The organism is Devosia sp. J20-27 (assembly GCF_055808595.1).
Genome location: NZ_CM147875.1, coordinates 1,565,741 through 1,590,868, shown reverse-complemented (window position 1 = coordinate 1,590,868; position 25,128 = coordinate 1,565,741). Strand labels below are relative to the sequence as shown.

25 protein-coding genes are annotated in these 25,128 nt (G+C 65.3%); 18 read left to right on the top strand and 7 right to left on the bottom strand.

The window, feature by feature from the left end:
* Positions 1-3: 3 nt before the first annotated feature.
* Together AC0L4C_RS07825 and AC0L4C_RS07820 are read right to left on the bottom strand one after the other, a co-directional pair.
* Positions 4-1,020 (bottom strand): OmpA family protein, encoded by a 1,017-nt coding sequence (locus AC0L4C_RS07825; RefSeq protein ID WP_473403065.1) that lies wholly within the window; start codon positions 1,018-1,020, stop codon positions 4-6.
* Positions 1,021-1,255: 235 nt separating this feature from the next.
* Positions 1,256-1,543, bottom strand: coding sequence for a BolA family protein (locus AC0L4C_RS07820; RefSeq protein ID WP_473403064.1), 288 nt, complete (start codon positions 1,541-1,543; stop codon positions 1,256-1,258).
* Positions 1,544-1,593: 50 nt separating this feature from the next.
* On the opposite strand from AC0L4C_RS07820, the gene AC0L4C_RS07815 reads away from it, so the two are divergent.
* From AC0L4C_RS07815 to AC0L4C_RS07765, 11 genes are all read left to right on the top strand, one after another.
* Positions 1,594-2,226, top strand: a complete 633-nt coding sequence (locus AC0L4C_RS07815; RefSeq protein WP_473403063.1) for a J domain-containing protein — start codon at positions 1,594-1,596, stop codon at positions 2,224-2,226.
* Positions 2,227-2,332: 106 nt separating this feature from the next.
* Positions 2,333-3,184 carry an alpha/beta hydrolase gene (locus AC0L4C_RS07810; RefSeq protein ID WP_473403062.1) on the top strand — a complete coding sequence of 284 codons (852 nt, stop codon included), beginning with the start codon at positions 2,333-2,335 and terminating at the stop codon, positions 3,182-3,184.
* Positions 3,181-3,993, top strand: a complete 813-nt coding sequence (locus AC0L4C_RS07805) for a DUF1295 domain-containing protein (protein ID WP_473403061.1) — start codon at positions 3,181-3,183, stop codon at positions 3,991-3,993. The genes AC0L4C_RS07810 and AC0L4C_RS07805 overlap by 4 nt, the downstream gene beginning before the upstream one ends.
* Positions 3,990-5,021, top strand: coding sequence for an SAM-dependent methyltransferase (locus AC0L4C_RS07800; protein ID WP_473403060.1), 1,032 nt, complete (start codon positions 3,990-3,992; stop codon positions 5,019-5,021). The genes AC0L4C_RS07805 and AC0L4C_RS07800 overlap by 4 nt, the downstream gene beginning before the upstream one ends.
* Positions 5,022-5,106: 85 nt before the next feature.
* Positions 5,107-6,432 carry an NAD(P)/FAD-dependent oxidoreductase gene (locus AC0L4C_RS07795; protein WP_473403059.1) on the top strand — a complete coding sequence of 442 codons (1,326 nt, stop codon included), beginning with the start codon at positions 5,107-5,109 and terminating at the stop codon, positions 6,430-6,432.
* Entirely contained in the window at positions 6,429-7,211 is a 783-nt protein-coding gene (locus AC0L4C_RS07790) for a DUF1365 domain-containing protein (protein WP_473403058.1), read from the top strand. The genes AC0L4C_RS07795 and AC0L4C_RS07790 overlap by 4 nt, the downstream gene beginning before the upstream one ends.
* A gap of 49 nt (positions 7,212-7,260) precedes the next feature.
* The gene (locus tag AC0L4C_RS07785) at positions 7,261-7,932 is read left to right on the top strand and encodes a polyamine aminopropyltransferase (protein ID WP_473403057.1); all 672 of its coding nucleotides are present in this window, start codon (positions 7,261-7,263) and stop codon (positions 7,930-7,932) included.
* Between the two features lie 170 nt (positions 7,933-8,102).
* Complete coding sequence (gene cobS / locus AC0L4C_RS07780; protein ID WP_473403055.1) at positions 8,103-9,080, top strand: cobaltochelatase subunit CobS; 978 nt, start codon at positions 8,103-8,105, stop codon at positions 9,078-9,080.
* A gap of 4 nt (positions 9,081-9,084) precedes the next feature.
* On the top strand, positions 9,085-10,974 hold the full coding sequence (gene cobT / locus AC0L4C_RS07775; RefSeq protein ID WP_473403054.1) for a cobaltochelatase subunit CobT: 1,890 nt from the start codon (positions 9,085-9,087) through the stop codon (positions 10,972-10,974).
* Positions 10,971-12,026: an esterase-like activity of phytase family protein gene (locus AC0L4C_RS07770; RefSeq protein ID WP_473403053.1), complete on the top strand. Its 1,056-nt coding sequence runs from the start codon at positions 10,971-10,973 to the stop codon at positions 12,024-12,026. The genes cobT and AC0L4C_RS07770 overlap by 4 nt, the downstream gene beginning before the upstream one ends.
* Positions 12,023-12,379: a YybH family protein gene (locus tag AC0L4C_RS07765; RefSeq protein WP_473403052.1), complete on the top strand. Its 357-nt coding sequence runs from the start codon at positions 12,023-12,025 to the stop codon at positions 12,377-12,379. Before AC0L4C_RS07770 ends, AC0L4C_RS07765 begins: the two co-directional genes overlap by 4 nt.
* On the opposite strand, the gene AC0L4C_RS07760 is transcribed toward AC0L4C_RS07765, so the two are convergent.
* The 3 genes from AC0L4C_RS07760 to AC0L4C_RS07750 all read right to left on the bottom strand — a co-directional run bounded on the left by AC0L4C_RS07760 (position 12,376) and on the right by AC0L4C_RS07750 (position 14,229).
* A complete protein-coding gene (locus tag AC0L4C_RS07760) occupies positions 12,376-13,044 on the bottom strand; it encodes a queuosine precursor transporter (protein WP_473403051.1) in 669 nt (222 codons plus the stop codon). The two genes, AC0L4C_RS07765 and AC0L4C_RS07760, sit on opposite strands and share 4 nt — an antisense overlap.
* A gap of 135 nt (positions 13,045-13,179) precedes the next feature.
* Complete coding sequence (gene rpmB, locus AC0L4C_RS07755) at positions 13,180-13,464, bottom strand: 50S ribosomal protein L28 (RefSeq protein WP_473403050.1); 285 nt, start codon at positions 13,462-13,464, stop codon at positions 13,180-13,182.
* Positions 13,465-13,605: 141 nt separating this feature from the next.
* Positions 13,606-14,229 carry a hypothetical protein gene (locus AC0L4C_RS07750; protein ID WP_473403049.1) on the bottom strand — a complete coding sequence of 208 codons (624 nt, stop codon included), beginning with the start codon at positions 14,227-14,229 and terminating at the stop codon, positions 13,606-13,608.
* Positions 14,230-14,441: 212 nt separating this feature from the next.
* Between AC0L4C_RS07750 and AC0L4C_RS07745 the strand changes: the two genes are divergently transcribed.
* Complete coding sequence (locus AC0L4C_RS07745) at positions 14,442-15,233, top strand: DUF3108 domain-containing protein (protein ID WP_473403048.1); 792 nt, start codon at positions 14,442-14,444, stop codon at positions 15,231-15,233.
* Positions 15,234-15,313: 80 nt separating this feature from the next.
* Here the strand turns inward: AC0L4C_RS07745 and AC0L4C_RS07740 are convergent, their stop codons facing one another.
* Positions 15,314-16,072: a hypothetical protein gene (locus AC0L4C_RS07740; RefSeq protein WP_473403047.1), complete on the bottom strand. Its 759-nt coding sequence runs from the start codon at positions 16,070-16,072 to the stop codon at positions 15,314-15,316.
* Positions 16,073-16,294: 222 nt separating this feature from the next.
* On the opposite strand from AC0L4C_RS07740, the gene AC0L4C_RS07735 reads away from it, so the two are divergent.
* The 6 genes from AC0L4C_RS07735 (at position 16,295) to AC0L4C_RS07710 (ending at position 23,588) form a co-directional block, all read left to right on the top strand.
* A complete protein-coding gene (locus AC0L4C_RS07735) occupies positions 16,295-17,089 on the top strand; it encodes an outer membrane protein (RefSeq protein ID WP_473403046.1) in 795 nt (264 codons plus the stop codon).
* 118 nt (positions 17,090-17,207) lie between these two features.
* A complete protein-coding gene (locus AC0L4C_RS07730; RefSeq protein WP_473403045.1) occupies positions 17,208-17,615 on the top strand; it encodes a hypothetical protein in 408 nt (135 codons plus the stop codon).
* Positions 17,616-18,674: 1,059 nt separating this feature from the next.
* Positions 18,675-21,815, top strand: a complete 3,141-nt coding sequence (locus tag AC0L4C_RS07725) for a helicase-related protein (protein WP_473403044.1) — start codon at positions 18,675-18,677, stop codon at positions 21,813-21,815.
* Positions 21,816-21,829: 14 nt separating this feature from the next.
* Complete coding sequence (locus AC0L4C_RS07720) at positions 21,830-22,204, top strand: RNA-binding S4 domain-containing protein (protein WP_473403043.1); 375 nt, start codon at positions 21,830-21,832, stop codon at positions 22,202-22,204.
* Between the two features lie 172 nt (positions 22,205-22,376).
* Positions 22,377-22,715 carry a ferredoxin FdxA gene (fdxA, locus tag AC0L4C_RS07715; protein ID WP_473403042.1) on the top strand — a complete coding sequence of 113 codons (339 nt, stop codon included), beginning with the start codon at positions 22,377-22,379 and terminating at the stop codon, positions 22,713-22,715.
* A gap of 306 nt (positions 22,716-23,021) precedes the next feature.
* Complete coding sequence (locus AC0L4C_RS07710; protein WP_473403041.1) at positions 23,022-23,588, top strand: CarD family transcriptional regulator; 567 nt, start codon at positions 23,022-23,024, stop codon at positions 23,586-23,588.
* Between the two features lie 68 nt (positions 23,589-23,656).
* Here the strand turns inward: AC0L4C_RS07710 and AC0L4C_RS07705 are convergent, their stop codons facing one another.
* Positions 23,657-25,111, bottom strand: a complete 1,455-nt coding sequence (locus AC0L4C_RS07705; RefSeq protein ID WP_473403040.1) for a M48 family metalloprotease — start codon at positions 25,109-25,111, stop codon at positions 23,657-23,659.
* Positions 25,112-25,128: the final 17 nt, after the last annotated feature.

Below are 25,128 nucleotides of genomic sequence, written 5' to 3'. Positions count from 1 at the left end.
TGCCTAGGGCCGGATGGTGATCACCACGCGGCGGTTGGCGTTGAGCTCGTCGCCGAACTGGGTGGTTTCGCCGACGCCAGTGGCGGTGGCCTTGGCGAACCTGATGCCCTGCTGGCGCAGGTAGCGCAGCACGTTCTGCGCCCGCTCCACCGAGAACAGCGCATTGGTGGCGTAATCGCCCTGGGTGCTGGAATAGCCGGTGATCATCGCCGTGCATTCCTGCGTGCCGATGGCGCCGGCGATCTGGTCGAGCCGCTTCATCAGCCGCGGTGTCAGATCGTTGGAGTTCTCGTTAAAGCCGATGACATTGTAGATGTCGTCGATCTGGCAACTGGCGTCCGGCGTCAGCAGCGCCACGTCCATGGTCTTGCCCTCCATGGTCTTGCCCTCCGCCGCCTGCCGGGTGCGGGCTTCCTGCATGGATGGGACGCTCAGTTCCTGCAGGCCGCTGACCGGCAGGCGCTCGGCCACGAACTTGGCCGGCGCAATCGCCCCGACCGCTTTCGGCCAGCCGCCGCGCGGTGCCTTCGAGATGCCGTGCTGGTTGCCGTCGAGCAGCACCAGGAACTCGCCCAGCGTCTCGTTGGGCGCAATGCCGTTGGCATCGGTGGTGGTCAGGCCCGACAGCGTCACCGCCCGGCCGTTCACCGCGACCGAGGCGAGAAAGAGATTGCGGTCGCGGTTCGAACCCTCGCCGCCATAGGCCTCGTTGGTCAGCCGCACGCTGACTTCCGCACCCGGGGTGAAGATATCGTCGGGAATGTCGAACTGGAACGACTGCACATGCGCGGCCTTGTCGCGTGTATCGGCGAAGCGGCCGTCATTGTCGGTGTCGATCGCCGACTCCACGGCGGCCCTGCCGATCACATGGCCACCGAACGCCACCTCGAACTTGGGCGGGCCGTCATAGGCCTCGCCCCCCATCACCAGCATCAGCACATTGTCCCCGGCCATCGCCCCGCCGGAGACCATGCACGCCAGCGCCACGGCGCCGATGGCCGCCTTCCGCAAAATGGACATGTCGCCCTCCTGTCTGTCTGCAAGACAAGGGCTAGAAACTCCAAACGGCAACAATTCGCCCGCCGCGTGGCAGGGTGCCACGGCTTTGCCCGACTTCGGTCACGACAGTTTGAGCGTCACCTGAAGCCGGGGCAATTCGGCAAACCGCGGGAAGGCGTTATCGGCAGGCCATAGCAATGCCCCATTCGGGGCGTTTTCCAGAAGCCAGTGGCGATTCTCGTAGGGGATCCCTACATCAGAGGCTGGCCGGGACGACCGGTCCATCTGCTCCATACACCTCGATCGCCAGTGCATGCACGCCACCCTTCAACTCGGCGTCCAGCGCTTCCATGACCGCCCGGTGTTGTTGCAGGCGCGACTTTCCGTCAAACTGCGGGGTCGCGATTCTGACGCGAAAATGGCTCTCGCCGCCCGGCCGCGAACCGGAGTGCCCTTTATGTCGGTCACTCTCGTCAAGCACTTCAAGATGGGTTGGGGCAAATTTTTGGGAAAGTTTTTCAACAATCGTATCGCGAACGGACATATGGATACCGGTTCCGGAGTGATGGGTTGGCTGAAACGTAACTAGGACTGATGAAGCTGGAATCCAAGTTATTCGACAAGATCAGGATCAAGGGCCGGCGCGAGGAAAAACCTCGCGTGGCAACGCCCGGCTGTGCCTGGGAGGGTTGCGCCCTGCCCGGTGAATACCGCGCGCCGAAAGCCAACCACAAGGAAGGCGAGTACCACAACTTCTGCCTCGAGCACGTCAAGCACTACAATCACGCCTTCAACTTCTTCTCCGGCATGAGCCCGGAAGAGATGGAAGAGCGCGTCAGCCGCTGGAAGGAAACCGACGGCCGCCCGAGCTGGGGCTTTGGCGCCAAGGCCGGTTCGGCCGGTCCGCGCATGCCGCGGCGCGACGCCCGCGATCCCACCAAGCGCATCAACGATCCGCTCCATATCTTTGCCCGCTACGCCCGTGCCCAGCAGCGCGGTCCGCAGCCCGAGCGCGTCGTGCCGCTGCACGAGAACGACCGGGTGGCACTGGAGACCCTGGGCATCCAGGGCCGCGCCAAGTCGGACGAGATCAAGCAGGCCTACAAGAAGCTGGTGAAGCTGCACCACCCCGACGCCAATGGCGGCAACAAGTCGTCCGAGGAGCGTCTGCGCGCCATCATCGCCGCCTACGCCCACCTCAAGACCAAGGGCTTCGTCGCCCGCTAGGGGCGGCGAGCGCGGCGCCGCCGCGAATTCGTCACATTTGAGCTCCCGCGTGGAAACTTTCGCGCCCCTGCGCCGTTATTGCAGGGGATTGGGGAAGGATGTGTCCGTGCAGCTCAAGACGATTACCGCAGCTTTGTCGCCGCTGTCGCTGCTCAACGGCCTTGCCGCGACAGCGCCGGTAGCGACCACCACCGACGTGTCCTACGGGCCGACCGAGCGCCACAAGCTCGATATCTATGGTCCCAGAAGTGGCAGCGACCTCCCGGTGGCCGTATTCTTTTACGGCGGCGGCTGGGAAGAAGGCGACCGCGACATGTATCGCTTCGTCGGCGCGGCATTGGCCGAGGCCGGCATCGTTACCGTCATTCCCGACTATCGCGTCTATCCGCAGGTGCGCTTCCCCGGCTTTCTCGAGGACGGCGCCCGGGCCGTGCGCTGGACCCGCGACAACGCCACCGCATTCGGCGCCGATGCCGGACGCCTGGTGCTGATCGGTCACTCCGCCGGCGCCCATATCGCTGCCATGCTGGCGCTCGACCCGCAATGGCTGCAGGCCAGCGGCATCGGCCGCAGCGCCGTACGCGGCCTGGTCGGCCTTGCCGGCCCCTATGATTTCGTCCCCGATACCGATACGCGCCGCATCATTTTCGGCCTCGACAGCAACCGTTCGCGCACCCAGCCGATCAGCTTTGCCCGCGCCGACGCGCCACCCTCCTTGCTGGTGTCGGGCAGCAATGACAAGGTGGTCGATCCCGGCAATTCCAGCCGCCTCGCCGCCCGGCTGAATGCCGAAGGCGCCAGCGTGCGCGCGGAGTTCTATCCCCATGTCAGCCACGAGAGCCTGATCGGCAGCTTTTCCCCGGCGCTGCGCTTCCTCGCGCCCGCCTTCCGTCACACTGAACGCTTTGTCAAAGAGGCAACCGCCGGCCGACAATTCGGCCACGGCGAGGCCGCATGAGCGTTCTCCTCTTGATCATTCTTCTGGCTGTCGGGCTTGCCGCCATCATGGCCGTCGCCTGGCGCACGGTGCTGGTCACCGGCAATTCCGGTTTCACCGACGCCTTCTGGTCCTATGCGGTCGGCATTGCCGGCGTTGTCGCGGCGCTGACCCCGATCGAGGGCACCGCCCCCGGCATCCGCAACTGGCTGGTGGCGGGGCTCGTCGCCGTGTGGTCGCTGCGGCTCGGCACCCATATTCTGGCCCGCACGCTCAAGGGCGGCGACGATCCGCGCTATGCCCAGCTGAGGAGCGACTGGGGCGACCGCTACAGATCGCAGCTGCTGCTGTTCCTGCAGATCCAGGCGGCCTGCGGCCTGGTGCTCGCCCTTGCCGTGATGGCGGCGGCGAACAATCCCCAGCCCTTCGGCCTGCCTGATGTGCTCGGTGTGCTGGTGGCCCTCATCGCCATTGGCGGCGAGGCGCTCAGCGACGCGCAGCTCAATGCCTTCAAGCGCGACCCGGCCAACAAGGGCAAGGTCTGCGACGTGGGTCTCTGGGGCCTGTCGCGGCATCCGAACTACTTTTTCGAGTGGTTCTACTGGCTCGCCTATCCGCTGATCGGGCTGGGCTATGGCTATGGCTGGATCGCGCTGGCGGCACCGATCCTGATGTACTGGCTGCTGGTGCACGCCTCGGGCATTCCGCCGCTCGAAGCCCATATGATGCGCTCCCGGCCCGACGCCTTTGCCCGCTACAAGCGCCGCGTCCGGGCCTTCTGGCCGATCCCCAAGACGCCCTCGCCAGCGGCCGGAGACGCAGCACCATGAGCCTTCTCGCCTCCGTCATCGGCGCCGCCGAACGGATCAGCCTGCCCGATCCGATCACCCGCGCCGGCATCGATTTTCTGGTCGGCGCCACCCGCCGCCGGCTGGTGACGGAAAACCCCGATCTCGCGACCTTTACCAGCGCCATGGGTCAGCACCCGGTGGCCCGCAATACCGACGCGGCCAACCAGCAGCACTACGAGCTGCCGCCGGCGTTCTTCGGCCACGTCCTCGGCCCGCGGCGCAAATATTCGAGCTGCCTCTATCCGACGGGCAGGGAAACGCTGGCGGAAGCCGAACTGGCCGCGCTCGAAGAGACCATGGCCAATGCCGACCTGCATGACGGACAGCGCATCCTGGAACTGGGATGCGGCTGGGGGTCGCTGACCCTGACGATGGCGGAACGCTTCCCCAGGGCGCGGATCACCGCCGTCTCCAATTCGCGCCCGCAGCGCCGGCATATCGTTGCCGAAGCGATGCGCCGCGGCCTCGGCAATGTCGAGGTGATCACCGCAGACATGAACAGCTTCTGCCCCGAGGGTCAGTTCGACCGCGTGGTGTCGGTCGAAATGTTCGAGCACATGAGCAATTGGACCACGCTGCTCCGCCGGGTCCGCAACTGGCTCGCGCCGGACGGATTGATCTTCATCCACATCTTTACCCACCGCTTGGCCCCCTACCGGTTCGACGAAACCGACGATGCCGATTGGATCGCGCGGTACTTTTTCACCGGTGGCATCATGCCCAGCCACGATTTGATCAAGCAGTTTCCGGAGCTGTTTTCGGTCCAGCGCGAATGGCAATGGAATGGCCGCCACTATGAACGTACGGCGTTGCACTGGCTCGACAATTTCGATGCGCACGGGGACCTGATCGACCCCATCCTGCAGCAGGTCTATGGCGATCAGGCGCCTCTCTGGCGCCGACGCTGGCGCCTGTTCTTCCTTGCGACGGCCGGACTTTTCGGTCATGCGAACGGGACCGAATGGGGCGTCAGCCACTTTCGCCTCCGCCCGACCGCCGCTTCCTGAGCAGTTTTTTTGCGCGAGGAGAAACTTCTATCCCCTCAGCAAACGTTGCTGTGATCAAGTTCAGCACGAAAAGAAGCAGGTTTGCATGCGCGTTGCAGTTATCGGGTCGGGAATTTCGGGACTGTCGGCCGCCTGGCTGCTCTCCCGCAGCGCCGATGTCACACTCATCGACAATGCCTCCCGTGTCGGTGGCCACACCAACACCATCGACGCCGTGACCCCTGACGGGCCGGTGCCCGTCGATACCGGCTTCATCGTCTACAACGAACAGAACTATCCCAACCTGACCGCCCTGCTCGACCATCTGGGCGTCGACACGGCGCCCTCGGACATGGGCTTTGCCGTCTCCACCGATAGTGGCCGGATGGAATATTGCGGCCGCGACGTCGACGGCCTCTTCGGCCAGCGCCGCAACATCTTTCGGCCGCGCCACTGGCAGATGGTTGGCGACATCCTGCGCTTTTTCAAGCATGCCGAGCGCCATGCCGCCGAGCTGGCCACCGATGTCGGCATCGGTGCCTTTCTCAAGCGGCACGGCTATTCAGAGGCCTTCATCGAGGACCACCTGCTGCCGATCTGCGCCGCCATCTGGTCGACACCGGCACGCTCAATGCTGGAATTCCCGGCCCGCACCTTCATCAACTTCTTCGCCAATCATGGCCTGCTGATCGCCGATTCCAGCAAGCGGCCGATTTGGCGCACCATCAAGGGCGGCTCGCGCACCTATGTCGAGCGCATGCTGGGGCAGAGCAATGTCCGCGTGCTGACCAACGCCCACATCGCCGCGGTGACCCGCGATGCCACCGGTGCCGACGTGCTGTTCGCCACCGGCGATCAGGGCCGTTTCGACCAAGTGGTCTTTGCCTGCCACGCCGACCAGGCGCTGAGCCTGCTGGCCGACGCCAGCGCCGACGAACGCGCCATCCTGCAGCACTTCCGCTTTACCAAGAACCGCGCGGTGCTCCATACCGACGAGAGCCTGATGCCGCAGCGCAAGAAGCTGTGGTCGAGCTGGAACTACCTGCGCACCGGCAGCGGCACCGAAGCGCATCTGAGCCTGACTTACTGGATGAACCTGCTGCAGCCACTGCCGACGCAGACCAATCTCTTTGTCACGCTCAACCCGATGCACGATTTCGCGCCGGGCACCGTGCAGCGCGTCATCGACTACGAGCATCCGCTGTTCGATGGCGAGGCGGTCGGGGCACAGCGCGACATGTGGCGCATCCAGGGCGTGCAGCGCACCTGGTTTGCCGGCGCCTGGCTGGGCTATGGCTTCCACGAGGACGGCCTGCAGGCCGGCCTCGAGGTCGCCGAGCGCATCGGCACCGTCAGCCGCCCCTGGGCCGCCAAGGGCCAGCGCGACCGCATTGCGCACAACTGGGACGAACCCGTGATGGCAGCTGAATGACCGAACGCCACGAGGATGGGGCGCTCTATCACGGCACGGTTGCGCACAAGCGCGCCCGGCCCAGGCGCCACAGCCTCAAATACAGCGTCTTCACCATGCTGGTGGACCTCGACCGGATCGACGAGCTGTCGGACCGGCTGAAGCTGTTTTCGGCCAACCGGTTCAACCTGTTTTCCATCGCCTTTCGCGATTTCGGTGCGCATGACGGGACATCCCCCGCCGACTTCGTCCGCCGCAAGGCACAGGCAGCGGGACTGGGCGACCGTGTCGCCCGCATCCGCATGCTCTGCTATCCGCGGCTGTTCGGCTACGCCTTCAACCCGCTGACGGTCTATTATGCCGAGGATGCCGATGGCCGCACCATCATGCTGGTCTATGAGGTCCGCAACACCTTTGGCGAGCACCACTTCTACCAGAACGTGGTGGAGGCGCCCGACGCGCCCGCCATCGAGCACACCAACAAGAAGGCCTTCTACGTGTCGCCGTTCAACACGCTGGCCGGCCACTATCGCTTCACCGTGCGGCCGCCCGCCGACGAGGTTTTCACCGGCATTTCCCTCTCCGACGAGGATGGCGGCCTGCTGACTGCCTGGTTCGAGGGCCGGCGCGAAGCGCTGACCGACACCGCCCTGCTCAAGGCCGCGATCGTCTACCCGCTGATGACCTTCAAGGTGGTTGCCGGCATCCACTGGGAAGCCCTCAAGCTCTGGCTCAAGGGCGTGCCGGTGACCCTGGGCATGCGCCCCAGACTGCCGAAGACCCGCACCGCCGGACGCTAGGCGCGGGCGCCGTCACGGTTTATGCCGGGACCTCAGCACGAGGTGCATCATGATTCCCTGGGTTCAGCTCGATACGGCCAAAGTTCCGGGCGGCGACATCTTCAAGCTGATGCAGCGCGGCGACGAGTTCTGGATCATGGTGGGCACCAACCCGCTGATGACCAGCCGCATGAGCGGCTCCGAAGAGGTGCTTGCCGACGTCACCTGCACGCCGCTGTCGGGCAGGCCGGGCGCCCGCATTCTCATCGGTGGCCTCGGCATGGGCTTTACCCTGCGCCGCGCCCAGTCCCTGCTCGGCCCGGACGCCAGGATCGTCGTCGCCGAACTGGTGCCCGGCATCGTCGCCTGGGCCAGAGGCCCGCTGACGCCGGTGTTCAAGGGCTGCCTCGACGACCCGCGGGTGGAGATCATCGAGGCCGACGTCGGCAAGGTGATTGCCGCCGGCAAGGCGGGCTATGACGCCATCCTGCTCGATGTCGACAACGGCCCCGAGGGCCTCAGCCGGCCCGGCAATGACCGGCTCTACAATGCCCCCGGCCTTGCCGCCGCCAGGGCGGCGCTCAGGCCCGGCGGCGTGCTGGCGGTATGGTCGGCCCATGCCGACGACGCGTTCACCAGGCGGCTCGGCCGCGCCGGCTTCCAGGTCGAAGAGGTCAAGGCCCGCGCCAACGGCAAGCGCGGCGGCTCGCGGCATCTGATCTGGCTGGCGCGGAAGGGATAGCCGTCCGCCAAGCCCCTCTCTGCTGCGACCAGGGCCACCGGCCCAGGTCAGGGAGGGGGCGAACGCTGCCGCGAAATCCGCCCTACCACCGCCGCACTCTAGCTGCTATGAAGCCCGCAATCCTTCGAGGCAGCCGCCTTGACCTATTCTCCCTGAAGAGCCTCAGAAAAATGCCCGATTACACCAATCTGCCGAACAAGGAATTTTCAGTCCGCGAGACGTTCAAGATCGACAGCGACATGAAGGTCATGGGCTATGCGGAGCCTGACGCGCATGTGCCGCCCGTCGATCCGGACTATCTGTTCGACCGCAACACCACGCTCGCCATCCTCGCCGGCTTCGCCTTCAACCGCCGCGTCATGGTGCAGGGCTACCACGGCACCGGCAAGTCCACCCATATCGAGCAGGTCGCGGCGCGCCTCAACTGGCCGCTGGTCCGCGTCAACCTCGACAGCCACGTGTCGCGTATCGATCTGGTCGGCAAGGACGCCATCGTCCTCAAGGACGGCAAGCAGATCACCGAATTCCGCGACGGCATCCTGCCGTGGGCCGTGCAGAACAACATCGCGCTGGTGTTTGACGAATACGACGCCGGTCGTCCCGACGTGATGTTCGTGATCCAGCGCGTGCTCGAGCAATCGGGCCGCCTGACCCTGCTCGACCAGAACCGCGTGATCGTCCCGCACCCGGCGTTCCGGCTGTTCTCGACCACCAACACCATTGGTCTCGGCGACACCTCGGGCCTCTATCACGGCACCCAGCAGATCAACCAGGGCCAGATGGACCGCTGGAGCCTCGTGGTCACGCTGAACTACCTGCCACATGACAAGGAAGTCGGCATCGTGCTGGCCAAGGCCAAGCAGTACCAGAACGAGGCCGGCAAGAAGATCGTCGGCAACATGGTGCGGCTCGCCGATCTCACCCGTTCGGCCTTCATCAACGGCGACCTGTCGACCGTGATGAGCCCGCGTACGGTGATCACCTGGGCCGAGAACGCCCAGATCTTCGGCGATGTCGGCTTCTCGTTCCGGCTGACCTTCCTCAACAAGTGCGACGAGCTCGAACGCCCCGTTGTGGCCGAGTTCTACCAGCGCGTGTTTGGCGAGGACCTGCCGGAATCGGCCGCCAATCTGGCCGTCACCGCCTAGCATCATGGCACAACCTCCCCGCGGAAAAGGCAACCGCCCGGATCCGACCGCGCCGTTCAAGGCCGCGGTCGGCGCCACTGTGCGCGCCGTCGGCGGCAAGCGCGAACTCGAGGTCAGCTTCTCGGCCGACCGGCCGATCCTGACCAGCGACAAGGCGCGGCTCGCCAACCTGCCGCGGCTGCCGACCCGGCGTGACATTGCCATTGCCCGCGGCCAGGGCGATGCCATGGCCATGCGGCTCGCCAGCCACGACCCCGACGTGCACCGCAAGCGCGCGCCGGCCGAGCCCGATGCCCGCGCCGCCTATGATGCGCTCGAGCAGGCCCGCGTCGAGGCACTGGGGGCCGTGCGCATGCCCGGCATGGGCGGTAATATCCACGAGATGCTCGAAGACCGGCTGTTCCGCCAGAATTTCGCGCAGGTCGACGACAAGGCCGATGCACCGATCGCCGAGGCTCTTGGCCTCATCCTGCGCGAGCGCGTCGCCGGCATTCCCGTGCCGCCCTCGGGCCATGCATTGGTCGACCTCTGGCGCAAGGAAATCGAGCAGAAGGCCGGCAATTCGCTGACCACATTGCTCGACCAGTTCGAGGACCAGGACCTGTTCTCGCGCGCCACCCGGCAGCTGCTGCGTGACCTCAGCCTCGTGCCCGACAGCGACCTCGACGACGCCGAGGGCGAGGACGGCGAGCAGGGGGACGACCAGGAACCCGAGCGCGGCAAGGACGACGAGAAGAATCCTGAACAGGGCGAAGGCGACAGTGAAGACGCCGAGGCCGACGAAGACCAGACCCCGGGCCAGTCCGAAGAGACCGGCGAGGTCGAGGGTGCCGAGGCCGATTTCGACCAGAGCGAGGAAGAGGAATCGAGCGAGGCCGGCGAGGACGCGCCGAATCCGCCGCCCGGCGCCAATGCTTCCGAGTTCGCTAACCAGTTCAACTACAAGATCTTCACCCAGAAGTACGACGAGATCGTCAAGGCCTCCGACCTCTGCCCGGTCGAGGAGCTGGAGCAGTTGCGCGGTGCGCTCGACAAGCAGCTGGAAAGCCTCGCCGGCGCCGTGGCGCGGCTGGCCAACAAGCTGCAGCGTCGCCTGATGGCACAGCAGAACCGCAGCTGGCAGTTCGACCTCGAGGAAGGCCTGCTCGACACGGCACGGCTCACCCGCGTGGTGACCGACCCGATGCAGGCGCTCAGCTTCAAGGTCGAACGCGACACCGACTTCCGCGACACCGTGGTGACGCTGCTGATCGACAATTCCGGCTCGATGCGCGGCCGCCCGATCACCATTGCGGCGATCTGCGGCGACATCCTCGCGCGCACGCTGGAGCGCTGCGGCGTCAAGGTCGAGATCCTCGGCTTTACCACGCGCGCCTGGAAGGGCGGCAAGAGCCGCGAGGCCTGGCTGGAGGCCGGCCGGCCGGCCAATCCGGGTCGAGTCAACGATGTGCGCCACATCATCTACAAGGCCGCCGACGAACCCTGGCGGCATGCCCGGCGCAATCTCGGCCTGATGATGCGTGAAGGCCTGCTCAAGGAAAATATCGACGGCGAGGCCCTCGAATGGGCGCGCAAGCGGCTGATGTCGCGGCCCGAAAACCGCCGCATCCTGATGGTGATTTCCGATGGCGCGCCGGTGGATGATTCCACCCAGAGCGTCAACGCCGGCAACTATCTCGAGGCCCATTTGCGTCAGGTGATCGAAGACATCGAAACCCGTTCGCCGATCCAGTTGGTGGCCGTCGGCATCGGCCATGATGTGACGCGCTACTATCGCCGCGCCGTGACCCTGCTCGACGCCGAGGAACTGGCCGGCGCGCTGACCGACGAACTCGCCTCGCTGTTTGACGAGGAGCCGCCGGCCGAAAAGCAGCGGAGAGGCCGCTTCGGATGAGCTATCCGGCACCCCTTGCGCGCAGTCTTGCCGCAGGTTTGCTGGTAGCTTGGATTGGTGCCGGCGGAACGGCCCTGCTGACGTCCGCAGCGCAGGCGCAGGGCGCCGGCGAGCCGGTGCCCGAAACCGTCGTGGCGGTGCCGATCACCAGCTTCATGGGCGCCGGTATCGGCGAGACGGTGCAGGGCGTCATCTGGCGGGGCGGCATCGAGATGCAGAGCCCGTCCGACACGTTTGGCGGACTGTCGGGCCTCGGCTTTACCGGCCCCGATGGCCGGCTGGTCATGGTCTCGGACCGTGGCAATTTCGTTTCCGGCCAGCTGATCTATGACGAGCAGCACCGCCCACTCAGCCTCGTCGGCGTGCGCGTCAACCCGATCCAGAACTCCAAGGGCAACGAACTGCCGCGGGCCTTTGCCCGCGATGCCGAAGCGCTGGCCGTCATTGTCCGCGACGGTCAGCCGGCCGCGCTGCGCGTGGGCTTCGAGAACCTCACGCGCGTCGCCGACTTCCAGCTTGTCGATGCCATGCCCGCCGGCCCCGCCCGCGAGGTGACGATCCCCGACTGGCTCACCGAGACGCGCACCAATGCCAGCCTGGAATCGCTCTGCATCGCGCCGCCCGCCTCGCCGATTGCCGGCTCGACCCTGCTGCTGACCGAAGGCGTGATCGATGACGATGGCCAGCACTCGGCCTGGCTGCTGGGACAGAACGACAAGGGGCCGCTGAGCTATATTTCGTCGGACGGCACCAACCCCACCGACTGCGCCTTCCTGCCCAATGGCGACCTGCTGGTGCTCGAGCGCGGCGTCGTGCTGCTCAGCTTCACCATGCATCTCAAGCGCATTCCCGCCGCCGAGGTGCGCCCCGGCGCCCATATGCGGGGCGAAGTGCTGCTGCATGCGTCGGGCGGCGATATCGACAACATGGAGGGGCTCGCGGTGCATACCGGCCCCGACGGGCTGACACGCATCACGCTGATCTCGGACAACAACTTCAACGACTGGGAGCGGAACCTGTTGCTGGAGTTTTCGCTGCCGGAAACGCCGTGAACGCCCGTGAAACCCTCGCCGCCTATGGCGAGCGGATCAACGCCCATGACTTCGACCTGCTGCTCGATCTGCTGGCGCCCGACGTGAGCTTCTGGTTTTCCGACGGCACCCATCGCGGCCTCGCCGCGGCCCGACGGGCATTCGAGCGCACCTGGGCCGCGTTCGGCAGCGACGAGCATTACTGGCTCGACGAGATCGACTGGATTGCCGAAGGCGATACGGCAGCTGCCTGCACCTACCGCTTCAACTGGCGCGCCGGCACGCAGTCCGGATCAGGCCGCGGCACCACGGTGCTCGCCCGAACCGGCGCCGGCTGGCGCATCGTCCACGAGCACCTGAGCGCCAGGCCCTAGGGTCTGGCTGCGGCCGCACCGATCTCGGGCAGCGGCATGATGCGGCCCATCAGGAGGCGATAGGGCGCCAGCAGCAGCAGCGCCGCGAGGAACTTCACCAGGAAGTCGCCGGTGGCCAGCGAAGTCCAGAGCGGCACTTCGGGGCCGAGGCCCAGCCAGGGCGCGCCGAACCCCAGTGATCCGTCTTCCATGCCGAACAGCAGGTCGACAAAGCCCAGCACCGGCGCAAAGGCGATCGTGAAAAAGATCAGCGTATCGAGCAGTGACCCCAGCAGCGAGCCGGTGAGCGGCGGCAACAGCCAGTTGCGGCTGGCGCGCAGGCGGCTGAACACGGCGATGTCGAGCAACTGGCCGACGAGGAAAGCCGTCGCCGAAGCGATCGCGATGCGCGGCGTGGCGAGGTAGACCGACAGCACCAGTGCCACCACGAAGCCGAAGACCACGACGATGCGGGCCCGGCCCGCGCCGTCGTGCCGGTTGACGAGATCGGTGACGAGGAAGGCAAACGGATAGGTGAAGGCGCCCCACGTCAGCAGGTCACCCAGATGCAGCGGGCCCAGATCGAACTGCACCGGATACTGCACGAGAATATTGGAGGCCGTGACGACAACGACCATGGCGAGAACCGCGAGGACGAACCTCGGGTGGGTAAAGCGAGCGAGCATGACGCACCTTTGTTGAAGCTGCCCTCCGGCATCAGACCGGCGCAGCGGTGGCCTTCTTAGTGCAAAGGCCGGAAAAAGCAAACCGCGCGGGACCCGGGGCCACCGCGCGGTTCGAAACTGTATGAGAAATGTGGCTTAGGCGGCGAGGGCCGCGCGCACTTCCTTCTTGAGCAGCAGCGCCCGGGGGCTCAGCTCGTCGTCCTTGGACTTGACGAGGAACGCATCGAGGCCACCGCGGTGCTCGACCGTGCGCAGCGCGTTGGCGCAGATGCGCAGCTTGACGCCGCGACCCAGCACGTCCGACAGCAGCGTGACGTTGAGCAGGTTCGGAAGGAACCGGCGACGGGTGCGGTTGAGCGCGTGGCTCACGGTATTACCGGTCATAACGCCTTTACCGGTCAGTTCACAGCGGCGTGCCATCTGGTCTTTATCCTGTGTCAAAGGCCCTCGGCGCGAGAAATCCCGCGCAACGGGCTGGAGTCTGTTCTTGATTGTGCGCGTTCCATAGAGAAACGGGCCGGTCTCGTCAAGATATCGACGCGTAACGGCGTATCAGCGGCACTAGAACTTGTAGCGCAGGCCCGCCGTCACCGCATTGGAGGCATCCATGTCGGCAATCAGGCCATAGGCGCCGGACCGGTGATGGAACCGGGTGAAGACTTCCCACTGCGGCTGATCGACCAGCGACACGGCGATTTCCGGCCCCAGATAGACCAGCAGCGGCTGATAGCGCCCCCACTCGGTCATGCGGGTGGATTCGTAGCCCTGCGTGCCGGTGGCATAGCTCAGGCCGATCGAAAAGATCGGCGTGACGCGGAAATTGCCATAGGCGAACCCGTCATAGCGGGCAAAGATCGCCGCCCAGAACTCGGCCGACGAGGCATCCCTGCCGAACCGGCCGCCCACGCCCACCTCGCCGCCGATCCGCAGATCCTTCCAGTCGAGCCAGGTGCGCTGATAGCCGGCGCCCAGCACATAGGTGTCGTCCCAATCGGCCTGCCACGGGTAGAAGCTTTCGACGAACCAGCCGGTGTGGAAGCGTCCGCCAAAGAAGAACACCGCCTCGTCATACTGCGACAGCACCGTCTTTTCAGGGTAGCGGTACTCGTTGCCCGCCGTCGCGGCCGTGGGCGCGAGAATGGCGGTGAGGCCGAGAACAAATGTCAGGAAACAGGCACGCAGCATCAATCAAGGCCCTCGAATGGCATAAACTCTGACGCTGGTGCTTACTTCCACATCGATGCACGGCGAGTCCAGATGCAATTCATGCAAGCTTGGCCTGCGTGTCCCTGCCGCCACAGCATCGCAAATCGGTGAATACCTTGCCTCGCTCCGGCGGAGCAGGCATTTTCGGGCCCGTCGATTCGTTCGCACCCGAACCTGTGCCAGAGGTTGATTTGTCCTTGAGATTGCCGTCGCTTGCGGGAGCCCTGATCCTGGCGCTTGGCGCCCTGACATGGCCTGCGGTCGCCGCCCCGGTCGCGGCCGTCGCCGACTACAGCGTGTCGCTGGGCAAGAACAATATCGCCGCGGTGACCATCGCGCTCGAGGACGACGACCGGCACTACAAGCTCAATGTCGACGCCCGGATCACCGGTCTTGCCACGCTGGTGGCCAGCGGCAGCGGCAAGATCGAGTCCGAGGGGCCATCGTCGCCGAGCGCGCTGACCTCGCAGCGCTTCGACCTGCTGACCTCCAGTGGCGGCGAGGATTTTACCGTCGCCATCACCTATGCCGGCAGGAACGTCGAGAGTTTTGTCGTCAATCCGCCACTGCTCAACAATATCGACCGGGTGGCCATCGAGCGGAAGCACCTGCGCGGCGTCAACGACATGATCGCCGCCTTCGTGCTCAAGGGCGGCAAGCTCGACAAGAACCTCTGCAATCGCAAGATGCAGGTTTTCACCGGCCTCGAGCGCTTCAACATCGCGCTGCGCTTCACCAAGGAAGACCAGGCGACCAGCAAGAAGACCGGCTACCAGGGCCCGGTGATTCTCTGCAACATCCGCTACACCCCGATCTCGGGGCACTTCACCACGTCGGAAGTGACAAACTACCTCAAGGAAAGCGACCGCATCCTGATCTGGTATGCGCCGCTGGCCGGCACCGACACCTTCATCCCCTATCGTGTGCTGCTGACCACCAGCATGGGCGACCTCTCCATGGTGCTGACCCGCCTGCGGCACTAACGGCGGCCGGGGCGGACGGCGGGCAGCAACACCAAAGGCCGGGCAATCGCCCGACCTTCGCAACAGTTCATGCCTTACGACTAGGCGTCGTGCGCGGCGGCCACCGCTTCGCGAACGTCGTCTGCCTTGTCGGCGATCGCCTGCGCCGTCGCGAGCGACATGTCCACGCCCGTGATCCGTGCCAGAGCAATAATGGTGTCGACGCTGACCGGAATGGCCTTGTCGGACGCCACGCCGATGAAGATAGCGGAGAGTTCGATAATGTTGGTCTGGGTCAGATCGACAGGCAGGCTGGTCGTCTGCAACGTCCAGAGCTCCTTGAGCAGAGCCAGATTTTCGAGAGGCGAGTCGATGATGGCGAAATCCGGGTCATCCCAGTGCGCCGTGATATAGACATCGAACTGCAGGACACTCATCTCGTAGATGCTGGTCAGTGCCGGATCGAAATTGTTCACGGCCTCGTCGAGGGCGTGGTCCAGAACCCGATCAGGACTGCGGATGACGCTGAGACGGCCCAGTTCAACCTCCGGGATACCTTCCTGGGCCCAGATCGGCTTGCCGCCGCTATCACCCGCAGGTTGGCCCGCCTTGGGGCCCTTGCCGTCCGACTCCTCTTCCGCGGCGCTGCCGACGCCGCCGCCCATGGCGCCCTTGCCGCCTTCGCCTGCCTGGTCCGAATTGCCACCAGCGCCCGCATTTGGACCGGTCTGGGTTTGGGTCTGCGTGCCCTTGCCTTCCGCTGCGGAAGCGACGGTTCCGGGCAAGGCGCCCGAACCAACCAGCAATGCGGCGGCCGCGACTCCGCTCAAAAGCCAGCGCTGCGATATCTTTCTGAACATGCCGGATCTCCAAGTTTGCATGATGGACGGGATGGAATCCGCCCGCTGACCGAGTATCGGAACAGAATTCGCGCACGGCTTTGACGGCCATCAATGTCAGGCAGCGGGATTGCGAATAGTCACGGACTGCCGTGCAGAAGCACGGGCGCGGTCCTCTGCCGATCAGTGCATGGCGGGAGCGGCTCGCCGATGTCGATCCCGGAATACCCAAGGAGGCCACCTATGCTCGCAAACCCGCTCAAGACAGTGACCCTTGCCACAATGCTGCTCGTCGGCACGACCGCCTCAGGGCTTGCTCAGGACACGGTGGTGTCTGGCTACGAAGGCTGGTTCGTCCGCGGCGAACTGGGCGCCAATGTGCTGGCTACCGACCGCGGCTACTGGCATGGTCCGGGCGGCGCGGGCGACCCGCGCATTACCTTTTCGCTCAATCGCCCAGTATCGGTCACCGGCGGCATCGGCCTCGGCTATGACTGGGGCAACGGCGTCCGCGTCGACGGCTCGGCCGGCTTCGTCAGTTCCACGCAGGTCGATGGCACCTATCTCACGGCCGTGGGCGGCAACCCTTCGCCCGCCGGCGACCATGCGACCGACATCCATGGCGCCGTGTCCGCGTTCGCGCTGATGGCCAATCTCTATGTCGAGCCGCTGACACTCTCGGGCTCGGAGTCGGCTATCCAGCCTTTCCTCACCGGCGGCGTCGGCATCGCCCGCGTCTCGATGGGCGAATGGACCCGCAACAATGCCGCGTCTGCGCAGACGACGCGCAGTTGGAGCGGCAGCGATCAGATCAATCTGGCGTGGTCTGCCGGGGGCGGCGTGTCCTTTGCCCTGGCCGATCTGATAGGCGGCAACGGCACTCTGGACTTCACCTATCGCTATACCGACCTGGGACAGGCGAGCGGTGGCGGTGTGCCGGTGGCGCCTCCGCCCAACAATTCGCCAACGGAGCCCTATAACTTCCGCATGGCATCGCACGCCCTGACCGTCGGCCTGCGCCTTCCGATCGGCAACTGAACCCGCCGGGCGCAAGACCGCTCTGCCGGCCGCCACGATGAACCTCGGATAAACGCATCGCTCAGGCGGAGTTCAATCCCCAGGCCACATCTTCTCTGCACCAACGGAGAAGCACACCATGACCTCGACCCTCAAAGCCGGCCTCATCGCGCTGCTCACCCTGACTGCCGTCACCGGCAGCGCCAGTGCCCTCGACCTCAAGGCCGGTGGCCAGGTCAAGCTCAAGGCGACCAGCGCCCAGCTCGGCATCATCTCGCCGGCCAACAATATCTGCCCCGGCCCGGCCAAGCTGACCGCCTGGGTCCGCACCAACAAGCCCGGCACCCTGCCGATCCTGATCGTGCGCAAGGGCGGCCAGGTGTCCGGCCCCTATAACGTCACCACCGTCAAGGGCGCCAATGGCGTGATCATGGGCAGCTATTCCAAGCCGATGAACATCGTCACCCCGATCGATGCGGAATACCGCGTCGTCATTCCCGGCAGCACCGTGGCCAGCAACTGGGTCCCGCTCACCGCCGACTGCTGAGCATTTTCTCCGCGGCCCCGCCGCGCCGGCAACAGACCGGCGATGGCGCGTGCCTCCGACACTCGAACCGGGTGCGGACGCCAGGCCGCGGAAGTCTCAACCAGACGCCGCCACATTTATGGTTAGCGAAACATGAAGATCTCGGGCGTCCCATGCCGGGACGGTCAAAGGCTTTTTCCTCAATTTTGCGCCTCAAGGCCGCCGCCGGCCGGGGATGCAAAGGTGAGCAGCAGAAATCTTCGACAGCGGGTGCTGTTAACCGGCTGCTAACACTTGCCTGCGCTGGCAGGAAAACCCTGATTTCTTAAGGCTTTGGTGACGGAGATGAACGTCGGACCCCCGATCGTGCGGTCGGATCGGTCCGATATCGGGTCGCTTGTGGGTCGGCAGCCTGGCGACCACCACCAAGTGTGGGTGAACAAAGCACTTTTATCCACAGGCCCACGATTCGCCCCATGTTCGTTCACGGTTTGATGCAGGAGTTAACGCGCGCGTCTCAGGCTGCCGGTTTCCGTGCCGAAGCGGCACAGGTTGTCGAAGCGGTCGATCCCGGCGGGCCTGAGACCATGATGCGGCGAACTGCGCTCCGAAAGCGCCGGCCCCGCATTCATGGTTAACAGCGTCCTAACGCCCGGGCCGTCCCGCGATGGCACGGTCAATGCCGATTTTCTCAATATGCGCCTCGGCGATCCCCGTGCGCCGGGCGCTCCCCCATGAACATGCAAAAAAATATTTGCACCAGAGCCGTTTACCTTCGCTTCACAACTACCGGCATCGGGCCGCCAGAGGGCCGAAATTAGCACTCTGGTAAGGAAGCTGAACCGTTTCGGGGGAGAAACCGGGGATCACGCACACCTTTGATCGCCTCTAGCGCTAGAATCAGCGGGTGGCACACCATATGCTGGGGTGAACAAAGGCGGATTTTCGAGTCGCGGCCGATTCTGTCTCGTTTTGTTCGCGTTTCGTGCCAACCCTTAACTCCGGCGCCCAAAACGGGAGAAATCTGGTCTCCCTTTGAAACACTCGCATCGCGCGCCGTTCCTCCTTACATAGCGATAGATGACCGCAGGTAATTCCGGCTCGCTCAAGGCGATCCTCGGCCCCACCAACACCGGCAAGACGTTCTTCGCCATCGAGCGCATGCTGGCGCACCGCTCGGGCATGATCGGCCTGCCATTGCGGCTGCTGGCGCGCGAGGTCTACCACAAGGTCGTCGACCGCATCGGCGCCCAGCACGTGGCGCTGGTGACCGGAGAGGAGCGCATCGTTCCGCCCAAGGCGCGCTACTGGGTCTGTACCGTCGAGGCCATGCCGCTCGACATGCCGGTCGAGTGCCTTGCCATCGACGAAATCCAGGTGGCCACCGATTTCGACCGCGGCCACGTCTTCACCAACCGCATCCTGCACGCCCGCGGCATCCACGAAACGCTGCTGCTGGGCGCCGCCACCATGGCACCCGTCATCCGTGCCCTGCTGCCGGACGCCGACATCATCTACCGGCCGCGCTTTTCCGAACTGCTCTACTCGGGCTCCAAGAAGATCTCGCGCCAGCCCAAGCGCTCGGCCATCGTCGCCTTCTCGGCCAGCCAGGTCTACGCCATTGCCGAACTGATCCGCCGCGAGCGCGGCGGCGCGGCAGTGGTAATGGGCGCCCTCAGCCCCCGCACCCGCAATGCCCAGGTCGACATGTACCAGAACGGCGATGTCGACTTTCTCGTCGCCACCGACGCCATCGGCATGGGGCTCAATCTCGATGTCCACCATGTCGCCTTCGCCGACGACCGCAAGTTCGATGGCCACCAGACCCGGCCGCTGACCCCGGCGGAGTTTGGCCAGATCGCCGGCCGCGCCGGCCGCCACATGATCAACGGCAGTTTCGGCGTCACCGGCAATGCCGGCGATTTCGACGAGGAACTGATCGTCCGGCTCGAAACCCACGATTTCGAACCGGTCCGGGTGCTGCAGTGGCGCAACAGCGAGCTTGATTTCGCCTCGCTCGACAGGCTGCTGGGCAGCCTCGACCGCTCGCCGGACCGCAAGCAGCTGACCCGGGTGCCGATGGCCACCGACCAGCATGCGCTGGAGTTCCTGGCCCGCAACGAGGCCGCCGCGCTGGCAACCAATCGCGCCGCCGTGGAGTTGCTCTGGGCCTGCTGCAGTATTCCCGACTATCGCGACATCTCGCCGGCGCAGCACGGCGAAATCATCACCCGCGTCTATGTCGATCTGATCAGGCGCGGCAAAGTCGACGAGGACTGGATTGCCGAGCAGGTACGCTTCTGCGACAATGTTTCAGGTGATATCGATACGCTATCCAACCGGATACGCCAGATCCGCACCTGGACGTTCGTCGCCAACCGCAGAAATTGGCTTGAAGACCCCGCGCATTGGCGCGAAAAGACGCGGGACATTGAAGACCGCCTGAGCGACGCTTTGCACGAACGCCTCACACAGCGTTTCGTGGACCGCCGGACCAGCGTTCTCATGCGCCACTTGAGAGACAAGCATATGGTATCGCCTGAAGTAAACGACCGCGGCGAAGTGAGCCTCGAAGGTCATCTTATTGGCTCGATCGAGGGCTTCCGCTTCACCTTGGCGCGGTCCGATGACGGCGACTCGAAGAACCTGCGCGCCGCCGCCAGCCAGGTGGTCGCCCCCGAGATCGCCAAGCGGGCCGAGCGCCTCGCCGGCGCGCCCAATGAGGAATTCGTGCTCGCCACCGACGGCACCGTGCGCTGGCGGGGCGAAGTCGTCGCCAACCTGGCCGAGGGCGAGACGCTGCTGGCGCCGCGCCTTCTGGTGCTGGCCGACGACAGCCTGAGCGGCCCCGAGCTCGAACGCGTGCAGGACCGGCTCAACCTCTGGCTGCGCCACTCCATCAACACGCAGCTTGAATCGATCATGCAGCTGGCTGAGCCCGCCGATCTTGAAGGCACCGCCCGCGGCATCGCCTTCCAGCTCTCCGAGCATCTCGGCCTGCTGCCGCGCTCGGCCGTGGCCGACGACGTCAAGGGACTGGACCAGGACGTGCGCGCCAAGATGCGCAAGCTCGGCGTCAAGTTCGGGGCCTACCACATCTACGTGCCCATGAGCCTGAAACCCGCGCCGCGCGAGCTGGCGCTGATCCTCTGGGCCCTCAAGAACGGCGGCGTCCGCCAGCCGGGCGTCTCCGACCTGCCGCAGATCGTGCTGTCGGGCCGCACCAGCTTCCTGATCGACCCCGAGGTCAATCCCAAGCTTTATGAAGTCGCGGGCTTCAAGGTGGCCGGCAAGCGCGCCGTACGCGTCGATATTCTGGAGCGCCTCGCCGATATCATCCGGCCGCTGATTGCCATGGATCCCAAGCGCCACGAAGGCGAGCCGCCGGCCGGCGTTGCCGAGGGCAACGGTTTCCGCGTGACCGTCGAGATGACATCGCTGCTGGGCACGGCCGGCGACGACTTTGCCTCGATCCTGACCTCGCTCGGCTACCGCGTGCGCCGCACGCCCAAGGTTGTCGAGACGCCGCCCCCCGCGCCAGTAGCCGATGACACCGCCGCTCCGCAGGCCGCTGCTGCCGAAGCAACGGCCACCGAGGCACCGGATGCCGCCGATCTGGCCGATGCGGCCGTCAACGATGCGGCCCAGGAGGCCATCGAGGGCGTCCCTGCCCCGGCAGCCGCCGAGGCCGGAACGGACAATGCCGCGATCGATGCCGCTGCCAGCGATCTAGGCGCGTCAGCTCCCGGCGCCGAAGCGGCGGCCGCTGCGGAAGCAACTGCAGCACCTCAGGCTGATGCATCTCAGGCCGATGGACCCGACGTGGCTGCCGAGGCCGCGCCGGCCGAGAAGGCCGAGCCCGAATTCGACGAGGTCTGGTTCCCCGGCGGTCGCCGCGACAATGCCCGCCACGACAACAAGGGGCCGCGTCGCAACCGCTCCGCCAATGCACCCGCCGCCGATGGCACGTCAGGCGCCGAGGGCCAGGACCGTCCCAAGCGCTTCACCCGTCCCGATGCCGATGGCAAGTCGGGCGGACGGCCGCGTTTCGAGGGCCGGCGTGACGGCAAGGGTGGCAAGCCGGGCGGTGGCGGCGGCAAGCGCTTCGACAAGCCCAAGGACGACTGGAAAGAACACCGTCCGCGCGAACAGCGCGAGACCAAGATCGATCCCAACTCGCCCTGGGCGGCTCTCGCAGCGCTCAAGAACCCGAAGTCCTGATCGAGGGGCGGTGCTTGGACAAGCAGCGGCTCGACAAATGGCTGTTCTTTTCGCGCGCCGTCAAATCGCGCACCCTGGCGCAGAAGCTGATCGAGGCCGGTGATGTCCGGGTCAATTCCGAGCGCACCGACCGCTCCGACCACAAGGTGGGCGCCGGCGACGTCCTCACCATGACCATCCACAGCCAGCTGCGCGTCTGGCGCGTGCTTGATACCGGCAGCCGCCGCGGCCCCGCCGCCGAAGCCCAGGGGCTCTACGAAGACATTTCGCCGCCGCCGCTGCCCAGGGCCGAGGCGCCGCCGCTCTTTGGCTTTCGCGAGGCGGGGGCCGGGCGGCCGACCAAGAAAGAGCGCCGCGACACCGACCGCCTCACCGGCGACGGCGAATAGCTCGGCGCAGCGCAGTCTGCACCCTCAACCATGGTTGAGGTCAACCCCGCATCATGGACCATGCCGCCATGCATCCGGGCGGCTTGCGGCGACGGGAAAAACGGTTTAGCACCTGACCCGCAGGCTCGCCGGCCTGCCATCCCCTAGTTCCGCTGAGGACCCGAACGGCCAGATGACCTATATCGTCACGGACAATTGCATTAAGTGCAAATACATGGATTGCGTCGAGGTTTGCCCCGTCGACTGCTTCTATGAGGGCGAGAACATGCTCGTCATCCATCCGGACGAGTGTATCGACTGTGGCGTCTGCGAACCGGAATGCCCGGCCGAGGCCATCAAGCCCGACACCGAGGGCGGCCTCGACACCTGGCTCGAGATCAACACCAAATATGCCGCCGTCTGGCCCAACATCACCGAGAAGCGCGATGCGCCTCCCGATGCCAAGGATTTCGACGGCGAGACCGGCAAGTTCGAGAAATATTTCTCGCCGGCCCCCGGTGAGGGCGACTGACCCGCACCCGGGTGAAATGACACTGTGAAGCTTGCAAACCGGGCGAATCTCGTCCGGTCTGGGCGTTGATTCGTCGTTTTTGATTTTGCCGAAAAATTGTGCTATGGTGCGTCCACCAATGCAGGACACCCATCACCCAGCACGTGCCAACTGGCACCCTTTTTCTTGACAGTTTGAGGTCTTTTACGCATCCGGCAGGTCGGGCGGACCGCTCGGATGCGATGGTTTGTACTGCGCTGAAGCAAGTAAGAAATGGACGGTCTGCGCCAGACCCTGTCCATCGGCGGCGTTGATAGGAGTTAGAGAATGTCAATCAAGAAGACCACGCAGCGTCTAGGCTTCAAGACCGGCGAATTCGTCGTCTACCCGGCCCACGGCGTGGGGCAGATTGTCTCCATCGAGGAGCAGGAAGTCGCCGGCATGAGCCTTGAGCTCTTTGTGATTTCCTTCGAGCAGGACAAGCTGACGTTGCGCGTCCCCGTCGCCAAGATCAAGTCCGTCGGCATGCGCAAGCTGGCCGAAGAGGACATGGTCGCCAAGGCCCTCGAGACCGTCACTGGCCGCGCCCGCGTCAAGCGCACCATGTGGAGCCGCCGTGCCCAAGAATATGAAGCCAAGATCAATTCGGGCGACCTGATCTCGATCTCGGAAGTCGTGCGCGATCTCTATCGTTCCGACGACCAGCCGGAGCAGTCCTATTCCGAGCGCCAGCTGTTCGAGCAGGCCATGGACCGGATGAGCCGCGAAATCGGTGCGGTCAACCGCCTGACGCTGACCGAAGCCATCCAGCTGATCGAAAAGAACCTGCAGAAGAGCCCGCGCCGCGGTCCCAAGACCGATTCCGCCGACGACGCCGAGGAAGCTGCCGCCTGAGGCGCTTTCATCTGCAGAAATACCCGAGGCCGGTCCGTTGGACCGGCCTTTTCTTTTACCGTCACATCCTACTGCACGACGACGATCTTGTACTTCTGGCCCGTCTGCAGCGGATCGCCCGGGTAGAGGTTGTTGAGGATGTAGAAGAGGTCGTTGCCGCGGGTCAGGCCGTTCATCCGGCGGGCCAGCGAATCTGCCGTATCCATGTTGCCGGCCACCACGCTCTGCACCACGAGGCGGCGCACTAGCTTGATGTCCTTGTCGGTGGTGTTGCGGAAGCTCTTGAGGGTCTCGGCCGCTGCCTGCTCGAACGCGGGCGAGGTGAACTTGGCCGCGAAGATGAAGCGGAACACCTGGCCGCCGAGCCGGGCCACGGCAACGCGGAAGTTCCACTGGTCGGTGACGGCGACGCCTGACGCCATCTCGATACCGTTATAGCTCTCGCGCTTGACCGTGCCGGGCTGCAGTCCGGCGATCCAGCCCGATTTCAGATAGTCGGTCAGGGCCATGCTCTCGGGCACCACGGCGCTGTCGAAGCGCACCGCCTCGCCATCGCCGGCGACACCCACCACCGCGCCCTTGGAGGACTGCAGGGTGTAGTTCCTGGGCACCGTGAAGGTGAAGTTGAGCGACGGCTGGATGTAGCGCTGCCCGACAATGGCGCCCTGGTTGGGGCTGTCGCCAAAGGCGAGGCCCTGGATGCCCGCCATGTAGCCCTCGCGATCGGTCTCGCCGATGCCCGGGGCACCGAACGACGAGCGGGCATTCTCGATGGCCTTCTGGATACGATCGGGCGTCGACGGGTGCGACGAGAGGAAATCGTCCTGCTGCCCGTCCTCACCGGCCGAGAACTTGGCAAAGCGGCTCATGGCGCCGAGGAAGCGCGCCGCAGCGTGCGGGTCGTACCCGGCCTTGCCCGAGATCTGGATGCCTTCCTTGTCGGCCGCCAGTTCCTGCTGCTGGCTGAAGGCGGCCAGTTGCAGCTTGGCGCGGTTGGACGACTGGTCGGTCTCGACATTGGCGCCGAACACGCCGCTCACCACCTTGTCGACGATCTCGTTGGTGCGCACGCGGTTGGTGCGGGCCCGCGCATGCTTGAGCACGACGTGAGCGATCTCGTGCGCCAGCACGGCCGCCAGTTCGCTGGTGTCGGACGCCAGCGCCAGGATGCCGCGCGTCACGTAGATATAGCCGCCGGGCAGCGCGAAGGCGTTGACCTCGGAGGTATCGAGAATGGTGACGGTGAACCGGGTGCTCGGCTGGTCGGCAGCCACCAGGAGCCGTCCGACGATGCGCGCCAGCATCACCTCGGCCTGCCGGTCCTGATAGACGCCGCCATAGGAGGCGACGATGCGCGGATGTTCGCGCGCCCCGATCACGTCTTCTTCGGGATCACTGCTGGTCGAGACGACCGGGGCCTTCTGCCCCTCGGTCTGGCTGACGGCAATATTGGGCCCGAAGCTGGTGCACGCCACCAGCGCCACAAGCGACACGGCCAGCGGCGGCAGGGCCAGGGCTCTCATCAATGTGCGGCGAACGG